Origin of the sequence: Ralstonia nicotianae (assembly GCF_018243235.1) — a bacterium.
GTDB lineage: Bacteria > Pseudomonadota > Gammaproteobacteria > Burkholderiales > Burkholderiaceae > Ralstonia > Ralstonia nicotianae.
Window position 1 is genome coordinate 1,535,419 of the sequence record NZ_CP046674.1, and the last position, 22,113, is coordinate 1,557,531.

Below are 22,113 nucleotides of genomic sequence, written 5' to 3' on the forward strand. Positions count from 1 at the left end.
CTCGGACCTTGCGTAGAGGCATGCTCGGTGATCGCGCATCGCCTCCGCCAGCGGACTGTTGCTCACGCGTATTGGCTGGCGATGCGGACATTCGGCGACGCCGGTTGAGGTCTTCCGCCACAAACGGTGATCAGCAGGCATCCAGATCCTGTGCATGAGCCGTTGGCGTTGCACAAAGGTGCAGGGCGCGTGATGCCTTAATTTAGAGTTAGAAAATGCATCATTCCCGCGGAATTGAAATCGGTTGATTTCATTATGCTGATTTGAAGATTGTTTTTCGGGGGAGAAGAGGGGGTTGAGCGTCTTTTGCGGATAATCGACCGGTCTCGGTGTGGGGTGCCTCGGATAAAATGAGGGACAGGGACGGGAATCCATAAGAAAAATGCAAATTAATGTCATTGAGCACTGCCTCGCGGCGGCGGAGGCCGTTCAGAACATCGATGAATTCAAGGCGTGGGTCCGCAATCACGTCGGCGCCATCCTGAAAAACCAGTGCATGGTCTGCAGTCATGGCCGGATCACCTCTGCCGGCGTCCTGATGGACCATATCGTCACGGTCGATTTTCCGATCGAGTATCTGGCGGCCATCCAGAATGTGGCCGGTGGAATCGATACGCCTCTGATGCGGCGCTGGTTCGCCACGCGCAGCCCGGTATATTTCGATGCCGCCGCGCCAACGGCCGAAACCGATCGGGTGTGGCTGGCCAAATTCATCATGCACGACCTGAGAAACGCCGTCGCCGACGGTATTTATGACGAAGGTCATTGCATCGGAACCTATTTCAGTTTTCATCGGCTGCCTTCGATCAACGCGCCTTTCCTGACGTCAGTCTTGCGCGACCTGACACCCGTGCTGCATCGCACGCTGATGCGGGCTGTCGCCGATACCGAGAAGACCTGGCACAACGCGTTGCGGGTGATGTCGCTGCTGAGCGAAAGGGAGCGGCAGGTGGCGGCATGGATCGGCAAGGGAAAGAGCAACGCCGAGATTGCGCTGCTGGCCTCCATTTCGGAGAACACCGTAAAGCAGCACCTGAAACACATCATGGACAAGACCGGCTGTGCGAATCGGGTGGGCGTGGCGGTGCTGGCCACCTGGTATGCCGTATCCCCGCTGGGGCAGGGGATGAAGGTGCTGTAGGCGTGCATTGGCGAAAAGCCGGGGCCCGGCCAACTGGTTTACCGTATCCGTCGTCGCCTTTGGTCGAGGTGATTTGATTTCTCTGGTGTTATCAGGCGCGGGAAGCATGCGAATCGGCGTTTCGCACATTCCCCGGGTCTTTCTGATGCAATGCCACCTGATCGTGGGGCACGGATTGTCGCGTCGATCTGAATATGGGGGCGCGGACTTATTGCAGTCGCTTATCTCAATATTCAAGTTTTCTCTGTGGTGGTTAATTCCGGGGGCGGCTTCTGCCAGAATAGGCATCGTTGCAATCGCCGATCCCCCGGCGAGTTTTCCGGCGCCCGGATCCAATCTGGGCGTCTCTTTTCATCCCTTTTCACATTGAACCGAATGCCTCGCACGCATTCCGGCCAAAAAAGGTGAGATGTTTTCCCGATGCGTAGAGCGGAAACAGGATGTATCTGATTTTCCGCTGCCCGGGGACAACTGCCGACGTTACGCTTTCCTCGTTTCTTTGCACAATTGATGTACCTGCGCCGCTCGGCGCATGACATTCGCCTGGCCCATCGGCCAGCTCCGGCGGGTCTTTTCGGTAATTCTGATAGTTTGCTTAAGGTAATTTGCCTGAGCTGGGGGAATGGCCGGGTTTCGCCGCCTTCATCCTGTCAACTAATACGAAAGACCTATGTAGAACAAATCAAATTGACCGACTTTCCCGCTTGTGCGGTGCGGCGGATATTCTGCATGCCGCGCCGTTTGTTTGTTTGAATTTTTTTGAGATTCAGGGAAATCATCAAGGGGAAGTTATGGGTCTGCATCGATTGACCGTTAAAACCAAGTTGCTCGCCAGTTTCGGTTTGCTGGCGGCGATCGTCGTGGCGCTTTCTGGTTTCGCCATTCTTGCGCTGGACGGCGCCAATGCGCGTTTCATTGGATTTGTCGATGGCGTGAATGCCCGCGTGATGCTGGTCAACAGGATCCGGGCCGCGGTTGACCGGCGCGCCCTCGCGGCGCGCAACCTGGTGCTGGCGACCACAGCGCAGGAGCGGGCGTTTGAAAAGGCGGAAGCCGAGCGGGCCCATGAGGAAGTCCACGCGGGTCTGGCCGAGCTGGAAACCAGGCTGGCCGCGCCGGGCGTCACGGACAAGGCGAGACAACTGGGCGCGGAGATCCGGCGGATCGAGAACGCCTATGGCCCGGTCGCGCTGGACATCGTCAAGCTGGCGGCGGAGGGGCAGCGCGAGGCGGCCAACCAGAAGATCAATGCCGAGTGCAAGCCGTTGCTCGATACGCTGGTCAAGGCCGTGAAGGTCTATGCGGGCTACGGTGCCGAGCTGTCCCAGCGGACCCTGCAGGAGGCGGAGGTGCGCGCGGCCTGGCTGCGCAGCATCGTGATCGGCGCGAGCGTGGCGGCCGTCATGCTGGCGGTCGGGCTGGGGCTGGTGATCACGCGCAGCCTGCTGAAGGCACTGGGCACGGAGCCCGCGGTGCTCAACGAGATCACGCGGAAGATCTCGGCGGGGGACCTGGCGCCGATTCCCCTTGCGCAAGCCGCGCCGAAGGGCAGCGTGTTCGAATCGATGGCGGCCATGCAGCAGAGCCTGGCGGGGATCGTCGGTGCGGTGCGCGGCGCCGCCAATGCCATCTCGGTCGGCTCGGCGCAGATCGCGGCCGGCAATGTGGATCTGTCTTCGCGCACGGAAGAGCAGGCGTCCTCGCTGCAGCAGACCGTTTCGACCATGGAGCAGCTGACCGCGACGGTGCGGCAGAACGCCGACAACGCGCGGCAGGCGAACACCCTGTCCATCGATGCCTCGGCCGTGGCCCAGAAGGGTAGCGCGGAGGTGGGCCAGGTCGTGGCAACGATGGGGGACATCAGCCGGGAGTCCGTCAAGATCGGCGAGATCACCGGGATCATCGAGAGCATTGCGTTCCAGACCAATATCCTGGCCCTGAACGCGGCGGTCGAGGCGGCGCGCGCGGGCGAGCAGGGCCGCGGGTTCGCGGTGGTGGCCAGCGAGGTGCGCACGCTGGCGCAGCGCTCGTCCAGCGCGGCCAAGGACATCAAGGAGCTGATCTGCGCGTCGCTGGAGAAGATCACGACCGGCTCGGGCGCGGCCGAGCAGGCGGGCCGCACCATGCAGGCGGTCACGCTGGCGGTCGAAAAGGTCACGGCGATCATCCACGAGATCACCCAGGCTTCAGAGGAGCAGACCAGCGGCATCGAGCAGATCAGCCATGCGATGGGCCAGATGGACCAGGTGACGCAGCACAACGCGGCGCTGGTGGAGCAGGCGGCGGCGGCCTCCCAGTCCCTGGAGCAGCAGGGCCGGGAGCTGGACCACGCGGTGGCGTCGTTCCGGCTCGCCTGAGCCGGTCCGGCGCCGGTGCTGGCCGTGCGCGGCGGTCGAGCGGCGTCGGCTTCCGGGGTGGCGGGTCGCGCACAGCCGCGCGGCGGCATGCGGGGTTTCACCGGTCGCGCTGAAACACTTGGGGCCATGCTACGATGCCTCAACTCTTGTTTCGGCACGACCGATGCCTGTGCAATCGCGCTTTCGTCTCGCCAGGGGCGCGCCGAGGATGGGGCTGGGCGGATTGATTCTGCTGCTGGCCCTGGGTTCGGTGCTGCTGACCATGGCGAACGCCATGTATTCCAGTTATCGCACGCAGCGCGATCTGCTGATCCGGAATGCGCTGGAAGCCAACCGCGTCTATGCGGCCAAGCTGGCAGAGTCGACCGATTTGGCCATCGGCGTCACGCGGCAGGAGTTGGCCTATGGCGCGGGCCTCCTGGCCGCGCACATGGAGGATCCCGCGCGGCTGACGGAAGAGGCCGAGCGGTTGCGCCAGCAGATGGGCAGCCTCAACTCGGTCGTCATCGTGCGCCGCGACGGCGCGGTCATCGGGGCTTCGCCGGCCAGCCTGCAGCTGAAATCCATGCGCAGCGACTGGGGCCGCCGGCTGCTCGATTCCCGCATTCCCGAGATCAGCCGGCCGTTCCGGGCGCCGACGGGCCGGCTGCTCATCTTCCTGTCCCATCCCGTGATCGATGGCCAGGGGCGCCTGCTGGGCTATGTCGGCGGCACGATCTATCTGAACGAGAAGAACCTCCTCCACACGATCTTCGTCCATCACTACTATCGCGACGGTTCGTATATCTATGTCGTCGATCGCGATGGCACGGTCATCTACCATCCGAACAGCGGCTATGTCGGCGATATGACCGGCGCGAACCCGGCGGTGGCCGAAGTGATGCTGGGACATGCGGGGGCGCAGCGCATCCGGAGCCTGCACGGGATCGACATGCTGGCCGGCTATGCGCCGGTGGCGTCGACGGGGTGGGGCATCGTGGCGCAGAAGCCCACCGAGACAACGCTGAGCGATCTCAATGGCCTGATGCTGGTGACCCTGTCGCACAGCATTCCGTTGTTCGTGCTGTCCATCGTCTTCATCTGGTGGTTTGCCAGGTCGATCTCCCGCCCGCTCGTCGAGCTGGCCAGCCAGGCCCGGCTGGTGGCGACGCCGGAGCGCCTGGAGCGGATCAAGACCGTGTCTTCCTGGTACATCGAAGCCCATCGTCTCAAGCGCGCGCTGCTGCGCGGCACGCGCCTGACCAGCACTCGCATGGCCAGGCTCAACCTCGAGGCGCTCACCGATCCCCTGACCGGCCTGTACAACCGCCGCGGCGTCGCGAATGCGCTGCGCCTGCACGCGGGGCGGCACCAGCCGTTTTCGGCCGTCACGCTGGACGTCGATCACTTCAAGCGGATCAACGACCGGCACGGGCACGATGTCGGCGACCAGGTGCTCCGGCACCTTGCCGCGCTGATCCGGGAGCAGGCCAGGCATGGCGATATCACCGGCCGCATCGGTGGGGAGGAGTTCATCCTCCTGCTGCCCGACGCCACGCCGGACGGTGCCTTCAGGACGGCCGAGCGGCTGCGCCTGGCCGTGGAGGCGCGGCCGAACCCGACGGGGCAGGTGGTCACGGTCTCGCTCGGGGTGGCGCACTATCCGCAGTCAGCGGGGGAGGTCGATGCCGTCCTGAAACTGTCCGATCTTGCGCTCTATCAGGCCAAGCGCGACGGGCGCAACCGGACCGTGGTCTACGAGGCGGAGCGTGCGGACGGGCCCGCCGACCTGGAGCCGGCCTCGCGGGCACGGGCTGAGGAGGGCGGCTGAGATCGCGGGGCGCTCGGGCGGTGGGCGTCGCGCCGGCGACGCCCGGCCGGCCTCGCTCGCCGGGGCGCGGGGCGATAAAAAAGCCCGGGCACGCGGTGCCCGGGCTCAAACCACCGAAAGGGTGGGAGGAGACAAGCGGTTCAGTGTAGGGCGGGGCGGTCGCGCTGCAATCGCCATAGCGGGTGACCCGTAGCCCGCGGGTGGCCGCCGATCTTCATTCAGGCGGCTGCCTTGATCTGGGGCAGGTACTCCATCTCCTGCGCGAGTTCGAGCCGATACCCCATGCTGTAGATGGCCCGGATGCGCATGCCATTGGCTGGATGAAGCTCCAGCTTGGCGCGCAGCCTCGAGACATAGCGGTCGATCGTGCGCGTCAGGTCGAGGGATGGCCGGCGCCAGACGAGTGCGAACAGATGGCTCCTGGACAGGACGCGGCCGACATTGCAGAACAGAAAGATGGCCAGGCGGGCCTCGGTGTGGCTCAGGGGAATGTCCGCCCCGTGCAGTTTGATCCGGTATTCCCGCTGATTGAGCTCGTAAGGGCCGACCATGAAGGTCTGCCTTGCCGCGCGGATCGGATAGATGCGGCGCAGCAGCGCGGTGACCCGCGCCGAAAACAGCGCCGGGCTGATCGGCAGCGCGATGTAGCCGTCCGCGCCGGCGCCCAGGCTGGCGGCGACGGCATCCTCGTCGTGGTCGTGTCCGACCAGCAGCAACGGTGTGTGCTGCTGCAGCCGGGAGCGGATCAGCATCGGAAGCTTGCTCAGCGCGAGATGGGAGGCGGCATGCGAGATCAGCACGAGATCGTGCGAATCCCGTTTGATGCTCCTTAGGAATTCCCTGGTGTCGGCATAATGGGCTGCGCTGTAGCCTTCGGTGCGCAGGGTGCGCATGATCCATGCCGCTTCTTCAAGGTTCGGGTGGACAACGGCAATCAGCATGTTGATCGGTCGTGGTGTGCTTGAGGGTGGTGAATGGATCGGCATATCCGGTCTGTGTGGGCGCGCGGGCGATTTGGCTGCCGGATTTGGGCCCCGCCCGAGTGGCGGAGAAGAGGTAAAGCGGGTTGATTGTAGAAGGCGGCGATTGCATCGCAATAGCCAAAATTGGCTATACGGCAAACGCATTGTTTAATTGAGGATTAAATCTGGGGGCCATCTCCGGAATATGAATCCGGATTTGGCTGGGGATTTTCTCGTCCGTTATTCCGGCGCGGTTTGAAATCCGGTTGGCGGTGCCCGGCCAATGGCCGGGCCGTCCGTCCTTCAGGCTGGCCAGGATGCGATGCCGGAGCAGCGGCGCTTGCCTGCCCGCGCAGCGGATCGCCGCATCGTCAGTGGAGCACCGCCAGCCGTTCCACCGGTTCCTCTTCCTCCTCGTCCAGCCCCTCGGCGGCCTGCAGCGAGCGCACCACCGACTCCCGGATCGCTTCGGCCTTCAGCAGCAGCCGCAAGGCGATGTCCGCGCCCCGATCCGCCGCAACGTGCTCGATGAAGGCGATCCGGGCACGCTCGTTCAGGGTCGCCACGTGGGCGGCTTCGCACAGGATGCTCCACGCGGCGGGCTGTCCCTCGAACTGCTGGCGGCGGCGCAGCAGTTCGGTGTCGAGGGCGCGGACGATCTCGGCGTCTCGGATGTTGCGGTCAGTCATGATGCCTCCTGCGGGATGTGAGGCCCTGTCTGGGTTGAATGGGCTGCCATCGTTTGCGTGGCGAGCGCTGGTGTTTGAAGCGGTAGGGGCAACTTCCATGCCAACGCCGCGCAGCGGTTGGTAGCCATGGCGGCGGCCGGTTGCCCGGCCCGGTTGGATCGCCACAAAACCAAGCCCCGCAAGCCTTTGCGGTGCAGGGGCCTCCACTGGTGGGAGCAGCGCGGGCAGGTGCTGCGATGGCCCGATGTCACGCCGGGCGAAGTGTCGTGTTACGTAACGTGTTCCCGTTTCACGGGGTGTGCGGAGGGGCTGTCGATGGAGGCCCGGATGCGCTTGGATGCTCCCCGACACGCATCGCGGCGGACCGTTTCACCGGCCGCCCGGTGGGGTACTCGAATAGAACCACTATTGCGGGCGCCGTGCGTTTGAACGTAGCCTTGGCCCACAACAAGACAGACGAGGAGACCGCCCATGGACCTGGACGTCAATCGCCGGCCGGTCAAGGTCGAGTGCGATCCCGCGACCCCGTTGCTGTGGGTGCTGCGAGACCACCTGAACCTCACCGGCACGAAGTTCGGCTGTGGCGTGGCCGCCTGCGGGGCCTGCACCGTGCACGTGGACGGCGCGGCCGTGCGGTCGTGCGTGCTGCCGGTGGCGGCCGTGGCCGGCCGGCGCATCACGACCATCGAGGGGCTGGCCGAGGCGCCGGGCAAGCGCCACGCGCTGCAGCAGGCCTGGATCGACGAGCAGGTGCCGCAATGCGGCTATTGCCAGTCGGGCATGCTGATGGCCGCGGCGGACCTGCTGGCCAGGCAGCCCGACCCCAGCGACGCCGACATCGATGCCGCCATCACCAACCTGTGCCGCTGCGGCACGTATCCGCGCGTGCGGAGCGCCATCAAGCGTGCCGCGCAGGCGCTGCGGGAGGGCCGCGCATGACGGCCGACGCAACCGCGCCGCGCCGCGGACGGCGCCGCTTCCTGCTGGGCGCGCTCGGCATTGGCGGGGCGCTGGTGGTGGGCTGGGGCGTGCTGCCGCCGCGCAGCCGCCTGGGCGACGCGGCGGACTTTCCCGCGCAGCCCGGCGAGGTGGCGCTCAACGGGTGGATCAAGATCACGCCGCAGGGCGATGTCGTGCTCGCCATGCCGCGCGTGGAGATGGGGCAGGGCATCCACACCGCGCTGTCGATGCTGACGGCGGAGGAGCTCGATATTCCGCTCGCGCGGGTCCGCGTGGAGCGCGCGCCCATCGAGCGCATCTACGGCAACGTCGTCAGCGTGGTCGACAGTGCGCTGCCGCTGCATCCGGACGATGCCGGCAAGGCTTGGGCCCGCGCGCTGCACTGGATCATGGCCAAGAGCGCCCGCGAGATTGGGCTGGTCATCACCGGCGGCAGCAGCAGCGTGGCGGATGCCTGGCAACCGGTGCGCGAGGCGGCAGCCACCGCGCGCGCCACGCTGGTGGAGGCCGCGGCGCGCGCGTGGAACGTGCAGGCCGCGCAGGTGAGCGTGCATGACGGCCGGCTGATCGGCCCGGGCGGCCGGCAGGCCGGCTTCGGCGAGGTGGCGGCGCACGCGCGCGACATCGCGCCGCCCGCGAGCGTCACGCTCAAGCCCGCGTCGCAATACCGGCTGGTCGGCCAGCCGGCGCCGCGCAGCGATGCGGCGGGCAAGACCGACGGCAGCGCGCGCTTTGCCATCGACGTCCGGCCGCCCGGCCTGCTGTACGCGGCGGTGGCGATGTGTCCGGTGTTCGGCGGCAGGCTCAAGGCCTTCGATGCGAAGGCGGCGCAGGGCATGCCCGGCGTGCGCTACGTGGTGCCGTTCGATGGCGCGGCGGGCGGCGCGCCCGGCGTGGCGGTCGTCGCCGACCACTACTGGCAGGCGCGCCAGGCCGTGGCGAAGCTCGAACCGGTGTGGGACAGCGGGCCGCATGCCGCGCTCGATTCCGCCGGCATCCGACGGCAGATCGCCGCCGCGCTCGACAGCGACCGGGGCGGCTTCACCTACCGGTCGACGGGCGATGGCCTGCAGGCGTTCGACCACGTGGGCGGCGCGACCGTGGTCGAGGCCGAATACAGCGTGCCGTATCTCGCGCATGCGGCGATGGAGCCGATCAACTGCACGGCGCAGGTGACCCGGGACCACGTGCAGCTGTGGGCGCCGACGCAGGTCGCCACGCTGGCGCAGCTGGTCGCGGCGCGCGCGGCGGGCGTGCGCCGCGAGCAGGTGCGGATCGAGGTGCCGCTGATCGGCGGCGGCTTCGGGCGCCGGCTCGAATCGGACTTCGTCGGCCAGGCGGTGGCGATCGCGGTCCGGACCGAAGGCCGGCCGGTGCAGGTGATCTGGACCCGCGAAGACGACATCCGCCACGATTTCTACCGCCCGCAGGCCATCGCCCGGCTGAAGGCGCGCATCGAGCGCGGCCGGGTGACGGCGCTGGCCTCGCGCAGCGCCGGCCAATCCATCCTGGCCGGCGAGCTCGGCCGGCTGTTCGGCGCGCCGTCGCTCGGCATCGACCGCTATACGGCGGAGGGGCTGTTCGACCTGCCGTACGAGATCGCGCACGAGCACATCGCCCACCTGGCGGTCGACCTGCCGGTGCCGGTGGGATTCTGGCGCAGCGTCGGCCACTCCTACACGGCGTTCTTCCTGGAAGGCTTTCTCAACGAGGTGGCGGCGGCGGCCGGGCTGGATCCGCTCGCGATGCGGCGCGACCTGCTCGAGGCACATCCGCGCGAGCGCACGGTGCTCGACACGGCGGCGCGGGCGGCGGGCTGGGGCCAGCCGCTGGCGCCGGCCGCCGATGGGGCGCCGCGGGCGCGCGGGCTGGCGCTGCACGGCTGCTTCGGCTCGGTGGTGGCGCAGGTGGCGGAGGTCTCGCTCAAGGACGGCAAGCCCCGTGTCCATCGCGTGGTGTGCGCGGTGGACTGCGGCACGGTCGTCAATCCGGGCATCGTCGCGCGGCAGGTGGAGAGCGCGGTCATCTTCGGCCTGGGGGCGGCCCTCCATGGGCAGATCCAGGTCAAGGACGGGCAGGTCGTGCAGTCCAACTATTCCGATTACCCCGTGCTAGGGATGGCCGACACGCCGGTCATCGAAACCCATCTCGTGCCCAGCGCGGCCGAGCCCGGCGGGGTGGGCGAGATCGCCGTGCCGCCGATCGCGCCGGCGGTGGCGCACGCCGTGGCGCAGCTCACCGGCAAGCCGGTGCGGCAACTGCCGATGGCGTGATGGAGCGGCGCCCCGGGGCCGACCGCCGGACAGCGATCGGCGCGGGCGCTACGCAGCTTCGTCCGGGAACACCGGCTCGCCCAGGTTCAGCATCAGCCGGTTTGCCCACGCGAAGATGGCGACGGCGTGGATCAGGTCGAGGATCTCGGCATCGGTCAGGCCGGCGGCCTGGAGCGGCTGCAGGTCTTCGGCGCGCACGTCGCCGGGGCGCAGCGTGAGGTCGATCGAGAACCGGGCGATGGCCCGTTCGCGCGCATTGGTGCCGGCCGTGTGCGGGTCTTCGAAGACCTGCCGGATGACGTCGTTGCGCTTGGCGAGCTGCTCGAAGCGCTGCGCATGGACGGCGGCGCAGTAGACGCAGCCGTTGACGCGCGAGACCACGGTGCTGGCCAGTTCGCGCTCCGCGCGCGACAGCCCGCCGGGCGCATACATGATGGCGTTGAAGGCCGCCGAGCGCTGGCGCAGGATCTCCGGCTGGTGCACCAGAAAGCGGTAGTAGTCCGACGTCTTGGCCTTCGGGTGGCTCTCTTCCAGCACGGCGATCTGCCCGGGCGTGGCGCGGTCGAGGTCGACCACGTCCAGCCAGGCTTTCCATTCCAGGGTTGCGTTGGTGAAGCCGTGGGCGCGCAGGGGCTCGGTCATGCTGCGGTCTCCGTGGAGGCGGCGGGTTGGCCGGTCTGGTGGGCCGGATGGGCCTGGCTGGCCTCGCGCAGGGCGCGCAGGCCGGCCACCAGCCGCGTCTGGTACGACAGGAAGGCGATCAGCTGCGACAGCGTCACCACGTCGGGCGTGGCCAGGCCGGCGGCGGGCAGGCGCAGCAGCGCGTCGCGGTCGCCGTCGATCGGGCGTTCGATCAGCGTGCGCGCGAAGGCGAGGATGGCGCGCAGGCGGGCGTCGGCCAGCGTGGCCGGATCGCCCTGCTCGACCGCCTGCAGGGCCGCCGCATCGACCGGCGTTTCGGCCAGCCGGGCACGGTAGTGCGCGCCCAGTTCGGGGGCGGGCGTCAGGCGGCAGGCGTACAGGGCGACCAGCAGGCGTTCGCCCGGCGTCAGGCCGGGCAGGGCTGCGTCGAACAGGGCGTCATGGCTGCCCTGCGTGGCGACGGCGACCTTGTCGCGCGCATGGCGCAGCGTGTGGGCGGCGCTGCCGTCGTCCAGGCCGGCGGCCCGATCGACGACATCGTTGACGGGAGTGGATGCCATGGTTGAGAGACTCCGTGATGCGGAAACGGGGCGGCTGCGCGCGGCCACAGCCTCGGCCAGGAAGCGGCGCACGGCGGCCCAGGATTGCAGGTCAGCCCGAGCATTGGCGCGCGGTTCACCGCCGCCGGTGCTGATGCGGCCAGAGACCGGGTGTGCATGGACCAGCTGCGTGGTCGGCACATAGGGGAAGACGATGGCGTGGCCGGCGCCGGCGAAGTCGTGGTGGACGACCGGGTACGGGTGGCGCGCCTCGGCCAGCCGGGCAGCCGCCATGCGTGCGTAGTCGCTCGATGGCCACGAACCGTCGTCGGTGGCCGACAGCAGCAGCACCGGCCCGCGCGTCTGCTCGACGCGGATGCGGGCGCGCTCGACCGCCTGCGCATCCCGCAGCGCCGTGCGGATCGCGCGTTCGTGCCGGTGCGGCGGCTCGCCTTCGTCGAACGGGGCCCAGGTCGCGGTGCGGTTGCCTTCCCACAGATGCGGCAGCGGCCGGCCGCGATACAGCCAAGTCGGGCCTTCGCGCCCGATGGCCGGATCGGCGGCATTCTGCGCACTGTGCACCACGGCACCCGGCACGTAGCCGATCACCGCCGAGACGGCTGCGGGAAACGTCGCCCCGAGCAGCAACGCCAGCTCGCCGCCGCGCGACTGGCCGCTCACCGCCACGAAATCGTGCAGCGGCCGCACGCGCCGGCGCAGCCAGGCGAGGCCGCGCTCGAAGTATTCGAGCGGAGTGTTTGAGATGTAGTCCGACAGCCCCGGCGCCTTGAAATACGCCAGCGCGAAGGCAGCGTATCCGTGCGAGGCATACAGCGCCGCGCGCGGTTCGTTGATGCCACCGCCGGAGCCGTTGAGCACCATCACCGCCGGCCGCGGGCCGGGGTGGGCGTGCGGGTCCGGCAGGTACAGCGTCCCGACCAGGCCGTCGTCGCGGACGTCGTGGCGCGTCAGGCCCGGCGCGGCCAGCCGCTGCACGAAGCGCGCGCAGGCCGGCGTGCCGTGCGCGGTGGCCGTCAGCGTCGTGGTCAGCGGCTCGGTGGCGGCGCTCGCGAAGACCTCGCGCGATGTGCCGCCCTCGGGGCGCTGGCTCCAGACCAGGCCCATCGGGTCGACGCCGGTGTAGTCGCCGCAGACGGGCGCATCGCGCGACAGATCGACGGTGCCGTCGGCATCGGCGATGAAGGCGGCGCGGCTGCACCACGGCACCGCATGCCCGCGCAGCGTCCGTGTGGCGAGATCGACCTGCGCGCCGGGCACCAGCCCCGTCACGACGATGCGGCGCGGCACGTCGATCAGGTCGTCGGCCGGTGCGACGCTGAGCGCAAAGGCGGGCGAAGCGGCCACGGCGCGCTTACTTGCCGTCCTGCGTGACCATCATGGCCGCGGTGCGGTCGCTGGTCATCGGCGTCACCTTCAGGCCCTTCTTCGCGGCCCAGACGTTCTGGTAGTGGTACAGCGGCAGCACACCCACGTCGTCCGAGACCAGCTTGACCGAGTGGCGCAGGATGGCGGCGCGCTTCTCGGTGTTGAACTCCTCGGTGGAGGCGTCCAGCGCATGGTCCACCGCCTGGTTGCTGTAGTGGCCCCAGTTGGAGGCGCCCAGGCCCTTCTTGGCATCGACCGTGGCCAGCACGTTGACCAGCGCGTAGCTGGCCTCGCCGGTGCCGTTGCCCCAGGCCAGCATGCTCATCGCATAGTCGTTCTTGTTGGCGCGGCTGGCATAGACCGACCACGGCACCACTTCCACCTTGGCTTTCACGCCGATGCGCGTCCAGAACTGCGCCACCGCCTGCGCCGTTTCCGGGCCCTGCGGGTAGCGGTCGTTCGGCACGTGCATCACCAGGTTGAAGCCCTGCGCAAAGCCGGCCTCGGCCAGCAGCTTCCTGGCCTGCGCCGGGTCGTAGGCAATGTCCTTCACCTCGGGGTTGTAGCCGAAGGTGTCGGCCGGCATCCACTGGTTGGCGACCGTGGCGGCGCCCTGCAGGATGCGGTCGACGATGGCCCTGCGGTCGATTGCCAGCGACAGCGCGCGGCGCACGCGCACGTCCAGCAGCGGGTTGTTCGGCAGCGGCTTGCCGTCGTTGCCGGTGAGGTATTCGTTCGGGCCCTGGCGGAAGCTCGGCTGCAGCAGCATCACGCGCAGGCCGGGGTAGGCGTACACCTTGACGCCGGGCGACTGGCGCAGCCGCGCGAGGTCGGCCACCGAGACCTTGTCGATCACGTCCACCTCGCCCGACAGCAGGTTGGCGGTGCGCGCGGCGGCGTTGTTGATGTAGCGGTAGTTGACCTTCTCCCACGGCGATTTGCCGCCCCAGTAGGCATCGTTGCGCGCCATCACCACGCGCTCGCCCGGTGTGTACGCGACGAACTTGAACGGACCGGTGCCGACCACGGCGCGGCCGGCGTTGTAGTCCTCGGTGTTCGACTTCTCGCCGATGTGCTTGCTGACGATGTGCACCGAGGCCAGGTTCAGCGGCAGGTCGGGGTTGGGGATCGTGGTCTTGACGATGAGCGTGAGCGGGTCCTTGGCGCTGACCGACTCGACCGTGCGCAGGTAGCCCGCGAAGGTCGCCACGCTGCCCGGCACGCTGCGCGCGCGCTGGTACGAGAAGATGACGTCGTCGGCGGTGAAGGGCTTGCCGTCCTGCCATTTCACGCCGGGGCGCAGCTTGAACTCCCACGTCTTCGGGTCCAGCGGCTTCCACGCCAGCGCCAGGCCGGGCTGCAGCCGGTTCCACTTGTTCTCGACCAGCAGGTCCCAGAAGTGCACGTCGACCGAGCGGTCGCCGGCGTGGTTGTTGAGCTGCGGGTCGAGCGACGACAGCGGATCGGCAAAGCCGATGCTGAGCGTCTGGGCGCCGGCAGGGCCCGGGAGTGCGGCGGCGGCCAGCAGGGCAACGGCCAGCGAAGAGGCAAGGAGGCGTTTCACGTTCGGTCCTGTTGTTGATGTTCTGGGTGGGTGCGGCTTAGCGGCCGTCGTTCAGGTGGCACGCGCTGACATGGTTGACGGCAATGCCGCGCAGCGTCGGCGCTTCGGTCGTGCAGCGCGGCATGGCGTGCGGACAGCGCGGGTGGAAATGGCAGCCGGACGGCGGGTTCAGCGGGCTCGGCATCTCGCCCTGGAGGGCGGTGAAGGTCTTGTGCCGGGCAGACAGGCGCGGAATCTCCGCCAGCAGCGTCTGCGTGTACGGATGGTTGGGGCGGCTGAACACCTCTTGCGCGCTGGCCGATTCCACCACGCGGCCCAGGTACATGATGACCACGCGGTCCGACAGGTGCTCCACCACGCCAAGGTCGTGGCTGATGAAGAGATAGGTCAGGTTCAGCTGCTCGCGCAGGTCCATGAACAGGTTCAGGATCTGCGCCTGGATCGACACGTCCAGCGCCGCCACCGCCTCGTCGCACACCAGCATCGACGGCTGCACCGCCAGCGCGCGGGCGATGCCGATGCGCTGCCGCTGGCCGCCGCTGAACTGGTGCGGATAGCGGTCGCGCAGGGCCGGGTCGAGGCCGGCGCGCCGCAACTGCGCGGCCACGTAGTCGGCAAAGCCGGCGCGGTCGGTCAGGCCGTGCACGCGCGCCGCCTCACCGACGATGTCTTCCACGCGCAGGCGCGGGTTGAGGCTGGCGTACGGGTCCTGGAAGATCATCTGGATCTTCAGGCGGGCCGCGCGCGCTTCGTCGGCGGGCAGGCCGACGAGCGCCTTGCCGTCGACGCGCACCTCGCCGTCGGACGGCGGCATCAGCCCCGCCGCGATGCGGCCGAGCGTCGACTTGCCGCAGCCCGACTCGCCGACCAGGCCGACCACTTCGCCCGGCCGGATCGCCAGGTCGATGCCATCGACGGCGCGTACGACAGCGGGCGGCTGCGCCAGGCCCAGGCGCTGCAGCACACGGCCACCCGGGCCGATCCTGCGCTCGCCGAAGCGCTTGCCGACCTGCTTGAGTTCCACCAGCGGCGTGGTCATGCGACCTCCCGCGCGGCGGCAGACAACGTGTCGGGGTGGACGCAGCGCACGAGGCGGCCGGTGCTGTGCTGTGTGATCTCCGGGCGTACGCCGCAGGCCTCGGTGGCGCGCGGGCAGCGCGCCGCGAAGGCACAGCCGGGCGGCAGCGCCAGCAGGCTGGGTGTCATGCCCGGGATCTGCCGCAGGCGCCGGCCGCGCCGGTTCTCGCTGGGCAGGCTGTCGATCAGGCCCCGGGTGTACGGATGCAGGGGCGCGTCGAGCACGGCATCCACCGGGCCATGCTCGACGATGCGGCCGGCGTACATCACCGCCACCTCGTCGGCGAGGCCGGCGACGACGGACAGGTCGTGCGTGATCCAGATCAGCGCGGTGCCGTGCTGGCGCGCCAGCTTCTGCACCTCCGACAGGATCTGCGCCTGGATGGTCACGTCCAGCGCCGTGGTCGGCTCGTCGGCAATGATCAGGTCGGGGCGATGCAGCATCGCGATGGCGATCGCCACGCGCTGGCGCATGCCGCCCGAGAGCTGATGCGGATACGCGCGCAGCCGCTCGTCCGGACTCGGAATGCCCATCAGGCCCAGCGTGTCGCGCGCGTGCTCGCGGGCCTGAGCGTGGCGCATGCCGCTGTGCGCGCGCACAGCCTCGACCATCTGGGCCTCGATGCGCAGCACCGGGTTGAGCGTCATCATCGGGTCCTGGAAGACCATGGCGATGCGGTTGCCCTGGAGCCTGCGCAGCTCGCGCGCCGGCAGCCGGACCAGGTCGCGGCCCTGGAACAGGATCTCGCCGCCCGCCACGCGGCCGGGCGGATCGACCAGCCCCATGATGGAAAAGCCCGTCACCGACTTGCCCGAGCCCGATTCGCCCACCAGCCCCAGGATGCGCCCGCGCCCGAGCGAGAACGACACGTCGTCCACCGCCGGCAGCACGCCGTCGCGCGTGAAGAAATGGGTACGCAGGTTGCGCACCTGCAGCGTCGGGTCGGCGGCGCTCATCGGTACGCCCTCGGGTTGAGCACCTCGCGCAGGCGGTCGCCCACCAGGTTGATGGCGACCAGCGCCAGCAGCAGCGCGAGGCCCGGATAGACGCTGATCCAGTACTGGCCCGACAGCATATATTGGTAGCCGTTGGCAATCAGCAGGCCCAGCGACGGCTCGGTGATCGGCACGCCCAGGCCCAGGAACGACAGCGTCGCCTCCAGCGTGATCGCGCGTGCCACCTGCAGCGTGCCCACCACGATCAGCGGCGGCAGGCAGTTGGGCAGGATGTGCCGGAGCGCGATGCGCCAGCCGGGCAGGGCGAGCGAGCGCGCCGCCTCCACGTATTCGCGGCGGCGCTCGACCAGCGCCTGGCCGCGCACGGTGCGCGCGTAGTACGCCCATTCCAGCAGCACCAGCGTCATCACCACGTTGGCGATGCTCTTGCCGAGGTAGGCGAGGATCATCATCGCCACCAGCACCGACGGGAACGACAGCAGCAGGTCCACCGTGCGCATGATCAGGCTGTCGACCTTGCCGCCCGCGTAGGCCGCGATCAGCCCCAGCAGCGTGCCGATCACCGCTGCCACGGCGGCCGAGCCGATCCCCACGCCCAGGCTGATGCGCAGCCCGTAGAGCATGCCCGAATAGAGATCGCGCCCCTGGCCGTCGGTGCCGAGCCAGTACGTGAAGGTGCCCGCGCCGTTGGGCGAGCCCGGCGCCAGGCGCGCGTCCAGTACGTCCAGCTGCATCAGATCGTAGGGGTTCTGCGGCGTGATCCACGGCGCCGCCAGCGCCGCCGCTGCCAGCAGCACGATGACGGCGAGGCCGAACACGGCGGTTTTCGAGGTCACGAAATCCGCCGCCACGCGCCGCCATGGCGACTGCCTGCGCGGCGCGGGGCCGGCGCCGGCCCGGGCGGGCGCGGCGGTCTGCGGGGACGTGCTCATGCCGCGGCCTCCATGCCATCCGCGGCGCGCACGCGCGGGTCGAGCAGGCGATACAGGACATCGACGATCAGGTTCAGCGACACGAACAGGCACACCACCACGATCAGGTAGGAGACGATCACCGGGCGGTCCAGCGTATTGATGCTGTCCAGGATCAGCTTGCCCGCGCCGGGCCACGCGAAGATGCTCTCCGTCACCACCGCGAAGGCGATGGTCGAGCCAAGCTCCAGCCCCAGCACCGTCACCAGCGGGATCAGCGTGTTGCGCAGCACGTGGGCCAGCACCACGCGCAGCGGCGACAGCCCCTTGGCCCGCGCGAACTTGACGAAGTCCTGCGGCAGCACCTCGCGCACGCCGGCCGAGGTCAGCCGCAGCACCAGCGACAGCTTGAACAGCGACAGGTTGAGCGCCGGCAGCAGCAGGTGCCGCAGCCCGTCGGCCGTCAGCCACGACCACTGCACGCCCAGGAAGCCGGCCGTTTCGCCGCGCCCGCTGGCCGGCAGCCAGCCCAGGCTCACGCTGAAGGCCATGATCAGCATCAGCCCGACCCAGAAGGTCGGCAGCGAAAAGCCCACCACGCTGCCCGTCATCAGCAGCCGCGACACCGGGTGGCCCGGATACAGCCCGGCGACCAGCCCCAGCGGCACCCCGATCGCCACCGCGATGATCAGCGCCGCGAACGCCAGCTCCAGCGTGGCCGGCAGGCGCTGCAGGATCAGCTGGATGGCCGGTTCGTTGTAGACGAAGCTCTTGCCGAGGTTGCCGTGCAGCGCGCCGTTGAGGAAGGCGAGGTACTGCTGCCACAGCGGCTTGTCCAGGCCCAGCTCGGCGATGATGCGCGCGCGGTCGACCTGGTCCACGTCCTGGCCGATCAGGATGTCGACCGGGTTGCCGATGGCGTGCAGGCCGACGAAGACGATCACCGTCATCACCAGCACCACCAGCAGCGCCTGGCCGATACGGCGGATCAGCCAGCCCGTCATCGCGCGGCCTCGCGGGCAGGGGAGGCGGCCGCGGCGGCCGGCTCGGACTGCGGCGGCGGCGCGGGCGTCCACTCGTCGCCGAAGATCTCCGGCTCGGCGTAGGCCTGCATCGCGGCGTAGTGGCCTTCGATGTCTTCCTGGTACAGCAGCCCGGCGATGCCCTGCGCCAGCCGGCGCGCGCCTTCGCTGATGGCCGGGATGTCGCCCGAGACGCTGCCGTGCGTGAGCGACGCCGGGTAGCAGAAGCAATGCACGCGCGACAGTCCCGGCAGCTGGCCGGGCGTCTTCTCGCGCAATTCGAAGGCGGGGCCGAGGTCGGGCGAGTCGCTCAGTTCCGCGTCTTCCTCGCCGGGGCGGGGCGTGTAGCGATCGCGCCAGAGGCGCATGTGTGGCGCGAGCGCGCTGAACTCGGGGCGCGCCGCCCAATCGAGGCGAAAGCCCGTCGAAAAGATCAGGAAGTCGAGGCGAAACACGCCCTTGGGCGTCGTCACGTGCAGGGCACCGTTGTGCTCGTCCACGCCCAGCACGGGGCAGCCGAGGTTGAAGCGCGCGTTCGGGTGCCGCGACACGCGCAGCGTGCTGCCGCGCGGCGGCGGCACCTGCTCGGCATTGATGTAATGGCGGATGCGCCATTTCCAGGCGTCCGGCAGATGCTGGTGGCCATGGACCAGCCCCGGGCTGCCCGCGCCCTTGCCCTTGTTGATGCGGGGCAGGTCGGGGCGGCGGATCAGCAGATCGACGCTCGCGGCGCCGGCTTCCAGCGCGGTGGCGGCCGAATCCATGGCCGACGCGCCCGCGCCGATCACGCCCACCCGTTTGCCCGCCAGCGCGCCGTAGTCCATCGCATCGGACGAATGCGTCCACCAGCGGCGCGGCAGGCGGTGCGCGAACGCCGGCACGGCCGGGCCGCCCAGGCCGTCACGGCCGGTGGCCAGCACCACGCGGCGCGCCAGCACGCGCTGCCCGGCTGTGTCCGGCGTGTCGAGGGTCAGCTCGACCGCACCGTCGGCGCGCGGCTGCACGGTCCTGACGTGATGCGCGTTGCGGACCTCCAGCTGCAGCACGCGGCGGTACCAGCGCAGGTAGTCCATCCATTGCAGGCGTGGGATCTTGTCGAGCGTCTCCCATGCATCGGCGCCGAATTGCGCCTCGAACCAGGCCCGGAACGTCAGCGCGGGCAGGCCCAGCGCGGGGCCGGTCAGCTGCTTGGGCGAGCGCAGCGTTTCCATGCGGGCGGTGGTCGCCCACGGGCCTTCGTAGCCTTCGGGCGCGCGGTCGAACACCACCGCGCCGATGCCGAGATGCTTGAGCGCCGTTGCCGCGGCCAGGCCCGCCATGCCCCCGCCGATGATGGCGACGTCCAGCACGGGCTGCCCGTCCAGCGCGTGCGGCAGTGTCCAGGGTTTGGCGGGCAGTTCGAGCCAGGCGAGATCCTGGCGCAGGCGGGCTTCCAGCGCCGCCAGTCCGGCGGCCTGCGGCGCGTGGCCGTGTGCTTGCGGGCCCGCGGTCATGCGGACGCGCCTTCGGTTTCGTTGAGCGGTTCGCCGTACAGCACCTGCAGCATGCTGGCGTGGCGGGCCGGGTCATGCAGCTTGCAATCGGGCAGCAGGCGCTGCGCGGCCCGGGACAGGGCGTCGATCAGCGCGGTCACAGCCGGCGACGGCCGGCGCGCCTCGGGCGTGATCACGCCGAAGAAGAAGGGGATGCTCACATCGATCGGGCGCACCGTCACGCCCTCGATCGGCACGCCGTAGGCCGTGACGGGTTCCAGCAGCGCCACGCCCAGGCCCGCGCGCACGGTGGTCAGGGCATTGAGCGACGCATTGGTCTCGATCAGCTCGGCGGGCGTGACACCGGCCTGCGCCAGGGCAAAGTCCAGCCGGCGCCGCAGCCGATACGGGTTGTGCATGGTGATGATGCGGCGCCCGCCGCAGTCGGCCAGCGCTACACGGTCGCCGGCGGCCAGCGGATCGCCCGCCTGCACGGCGGCCACGCAGGCGGCTTCGCCGATCCAGTGCACGGTCACCCCGCGGTGCTCCAGCGGCAGGCTGCTGACGCCCAGGTCGGCCGCGCCGGTCAGCACCGCATGCACCACCTGCTCGGGCGATGCGCTGCGGATCTGGATATGCCGGCCGAGTTCGGCATCATCGGCCAGGGCCGCCGGCAGCAGCCCGGCCGCCAGCGCCGAGGTGGCAGCCAGGCGCAGCGGCCGCGCCTCGCCGCGCGCGATTTCCTCGGCGCGCGTGCGGATCTGGCGCAGGCTGATCAGGGTGTGTTCGACGTCCTCATAGAGCAGGAAGCCCTGCTCGGTGGGCGATACGCGCGGCCCCGAGCGGGTGAACAGCGCATAGCCGATCTCCGCTTCCAGGTCCTGGATGAGCCGGCTGATGGCCGGTTGGGAGCGGCCCAGCAGCTTGCCCGCTGCGGTGACGCTGCCCGTCGACATGACGGCGGCAAAGGCTTCGAGTTGTCGGAGTTCCATCTACTACCTGCTTGATTCCCATCAATGCATAGAGTCGGTGCATTCTGGTAGAGGCAGTATGTGGATTCCAAATAGTATTTTCTTATGTGCTCATGTGATTTCCGGGGGCAACCCCTATGCCCCCGGATGAAGCCTCGCCGCGCGCGAGACGCACTTATTTGATGAACGTGCCGTGCGGACCGATCACCGTGATTTCCACAAAGCTCGAACCCTTGTGGTTGTTGCGGCCGTTGCGGATGTCCAGGCCGCCCAGGTCGATCGTGCCGGCGGCTTCCAGCCCGGCCACGAAGCTGGCGCGAGTCGGCGCCTTGCCGGCGCGCTTGAGCCCTTCGACCAGCAGCTTGGCGGAGGCATAACCTTCCATCATGCCGTAGGACGGCATCACGCCGGCAGCCTTGGCGCTGGCGGTCAGCTCACGGCCGATCGGCGAGGTCGCGCGCACCGGCGACGGCATCACCTGCGTTACCATCATGCCGCGCGCCATGTTCCCCAGCGATCGCGCGAAGGCCGTGCTCGAATTGTTCGACAGCGTTGCCATCTGCGACACGGTGCCGTGCTTGGTGAGCGCTTCGGCCAGTGCTTGCGCGGTGGTGCCCGCGCAGGCCAGGATCACGGCATTGGGCGCGAATTTCCCGATCTCCGCGGTCGCTGTCTCGATGTTCGGCTTCAGCCGGTCGACGGTGACGATCTGGTGTGTGCTGGGCGGCAGATGTTGCGTGGCCGTCGTGAATCCGGCCTCGGTGTCCTTGCCGAACGAGTCGTTGACGTTCACCAGCGCCAGGCGTTTCAGGCCCAGTGTCTCGAAATGGTGGACCAGCTCGGCGATCTCGGTCTGGTACTTGGCGCGCACCACGAACACCAGCGGATCGGGCCGGTCGAAGAAGATCGATGCCCCCGTCGACGGCGCCACCATGGGTGCGCCGACCGCGTGCGCCTCGCTCATGATGGCCTCGGTATTGGGCGTGCCGCGCGACAGGAACAGCGCGAAGACCTGCTTGTCGGTGAGCAACGTGTGCGCGCGCTGCTTCGAGACATTGGCATCGAAGCCGTCGTCTTCCGAGATCAGTTCGATCCTGCGGCCGTAGACGCCGCCGGCACGGTTCACCGCGTCGAGATACAGCTGGGCGCCGCGCGTCATCTCTTTGACCTGCTCGCCGGCCGGTCCGGTGAAGCCGGCGGTCTGGCCGATCAGGATTTTGGTGTCGGTGATACCCGGTTCTGCCAGCACTTGGCCGCAGACCAGTGCCAGGCTCATGGACAGTGCGCAAGCGATGCGGTTGCGCAGGACGGATTTATGCCCCGTCATGTCCCCCCCTTTTACTAAGTGAATGTTTTATCAAAACGGAATTGGCGCACTTG

At 68.8% G+C, this 22,113-nt stretch carries 17 protein-coding genes; 5 read left to right on the forward strand and 12 right to left on the reverse strand.

Going from position 1 to position 22,113, the window contains the following annotated elements; genetic code table 11:
- Positions 1 to 382 precede the first annotated feature (382 nt).
- The 3 genes from GO999_RS07120 (at position 383) to GO999_RS07130 (ending at position 5,308) form a co-directional block, all read left to right on the forward strand.
- Entirely contained in the window at positions 383 to 1,141 is a 759-nt protein-coding gene (locus GO999_RS07120) for a helix-turn-helix transcriptional regulator (RefSeq protein WP_011001832.1), read from the forward strand.
- 791 nt (positions 1,142 to 1,932) lie between these two features.
- Positions 1,933 to 3,498 carry a methyl-accepting chemotaxis protein gene (locus tag GO999_RS07125; protein WP_211906768.1) on the forward strand — a complete coding sequence of 522 codons (1,566 nt, stop codon included), beginning with the start codon at positions 1,933 to 1,935 and terminating at the stop codon, positions 3,496 to 3,498.
- Between the two features lie 208 nt (positions 3,499 to 3,706).
- Positions 3,707 to 5,308, forward strand: coding sequence for a sensor domain-containing diguanylate cyclase (locus tag GO999_RS07130; RefSeq protein WP_118872143.1), 1,602 nt, complete (start codon positions 3,707 to 3,709; stop codon positions 5,306 to 5,308).
- A gap of 218 nt (positions 5,309 to 5,526) precedes the next feature.
- Here the strand turns inward: GO999_RS07130 and GO999_RS07135 are convergent, their stop codons facing one another.
- Complete coding sequence (locus GO999_RS07135; RefSeq protein ID WP_011001829.1) at positions 5,527 to 6,249, reverse strand: response regulator transcription factor; 723 nt, start codon at positions 6,247 to 6,249, stop codon at positions 5,527 to 5,529.
- 392 nt (positions 6,250 to 6,641) lie between these two features.
- Complete coding sequence (locus tag GO999_RS07140; RefSeq protein ID WP_211906697.1) at positions 6,642 to 6,959, reverse strand: DUF7696 family protein; 318 nt, start codon at positions 6,957 to 6,959, stop codon at positions 6,642 to 6,644.
- A 471-nt stretch (positions 6,960 to 7,430) separates the two neighbouring features.
- Between GO999_RS07140 and GO999_RS07145 the strand changes: the two genes are divergently transcribed.
- Entirely contained in the window at positions 7,431 to 7,898 is a 468-nt protein-coding gene (locus tag GO999_RS07145) for a (2Fe-2S)-binding protein (RefSeq protein ID WP_021155875.1), read from the forward strand.
- Positions 7,895 to 10,192: a xanthine dehydrogenase family protein molybdopterin-binding subunit gene (locus tag GO999_RS07150; RefSeq protein WP_071895456.1), complete on the forward strand. Its 2,298-nt coding sequence runs from the start codon at positions 7,895 to 7,897 to the stop codon at positions 10,190 to 10,192. The genes GO999_RS07145 and GO999_RS07150 overlap by 4 nt, the downstream gene beginning before the upstream one ends.
- Positions 10,193 to 10,240: 48 nt before the next feature.
- On the opposite strand, the gene GO999_RS07155 is transcribed toward GO999_RS07150, so the two are convergent.
- The 10 genes from GO999_RS07155 to GO999_RS07200 all read right to left on the reverse strand — a co-directional run bounded on the left by GO999_RS07155 (position 10,241) and on the right by GO999_RS07200 (position 22,060).
- Complete coding sequence (locus GO999_RS07155) at positions 10,241 to 10,834, reverse strand: peroxidase-related enzyme (RefSeq protein WP_011001825.1); 594 nt, start codon at positions 10,832 to 10,834, stop codon at positions 10,241 to 10,243.
- The gene (locus GO999_RS07160; RefSeq protein WP_211906698.1) at positions 10,831 to 12,738 is read right to left on the reverse strand and encodes an acyl-CoA thioester hydrolase/BAAT C-terminal domain-containing protein; all 1,908 of its coding nucleotides are present in this window, start codon (positions 12,736 to 12,738) and stop codon (positions 10,831 to 10,833) included. Before GO999_RS07160 ends, GO999_RS07155 begins: the two co-directional genes overlap by 4 nt.
- 7 nt (positions 12,739 to 12,745) lie before the next feature.
- Complete coding sequence (locus tag GO999_RS07165; RefSeq protein WP_058907227.1) at positions 12,746 to 14,323, reverse strand: ABC transporter substrate-binding protein; 1,578 nt, start codon at positions 14,321 to 14,323, stop codon at positions 12,746 to 12,748.
- 37 nt (positions 14,324 to 14,360) lie between these two features.
- The gene (locus GO999_RS07170) at positions 14,361 to 15,362 is read right to left on the reverse strand and encodes an ABC transporter ATP-binding protein (protein WP_019718631.1); all 1,002 of its coding nucleotides are present in this window, start codon (positions 15,360 to 15,362) and stop codon (positions 14,361 to 14,363) included.
- Positions 15,359 to 16,357, reverse strand: a complete 999-nt coding sequence (locus GO999_RS07175; protein ID WP_011001821.1) for an ABC transporter ATP-binding protein — start codon at positions 16,355 to 16,357, stop codon at positions 15,359 to 15,361. The genes GO999_RS07170 and GO999_RS07175 overlap by 4 nt, the downstream gene beginning before the upstream one ends.
- Positions 16,354 to 17,289: an ABC transporter permease gene (locus tag GO999_RS07180; protein WP_011001820.1), complete on the reverse strand. Its 936-nt coding sequence runs from the start codon at positions 17,287 to 17,289 to the stop codon at positions 16,354 to 16,356. The genes GO999_RS07175 and GO999_RS07180 overlap by 4 nt, the downstream gene beginning before the upstream one ends.
- On the reverse strand, positions 17,286 to 18,272 hold the full coding sequence (locus GO999_RS07185; RefSeq protein WP_016727003.1) for an ABC transporter permease: 987 nt from the start codon (positions 18,270 to 18,272) through the stop codon (positions 17,286 to 17,288). The genes GO999_RS07180 and GO999_RS07185 overlap by 4 nt, the downstream gene beginning before the upstream one ends.
- A complete protein-coding gene (locus tag GO999_RS07190; protein ID WP_211906699.1) occupies positions 18,269 to 19,783 on the reverse strand; it encodes a flavin-containing monooxygenase in 1,515 nt (504 codons plus the stop codon). The genes GO999_RS07185 and GO999_RS07190 overlap by 4 nt, the downstream gene beginning before the upstream one ends.
- Positions 19,780 to 20,754, reverse strand: a complete 975-nt coding sequence (locus GO999_RS07195; protein ID WP_211906700.1) for a LysR family transcriptional regulator — start codon at positions 20,752 to 20,754, stop codon at positions 19,780 to 19,782. The genes GO999_RS07190 and GO999_RS07195 overlap by 4 nt, the downstream gene beginning before the upstream one ends.
- Before the next feature lie 154 nt (positions 20,755 to 20,908).
- Positions 20,909 to 22,060 (reverse strand): ABC transporter substrate-binding protein, encoded by a 1,152-nt coding sequence (locus tag GO999_RS07200; RefSeq protein WP_011001816.1) that lies wholly within the window; start codon positions 22,058 to 22,060, stop codon positions 20,909 to 20,911.
- Between the last annotated feature and the right edge of the window lie 53 nt (positions 22,061 to 22,113).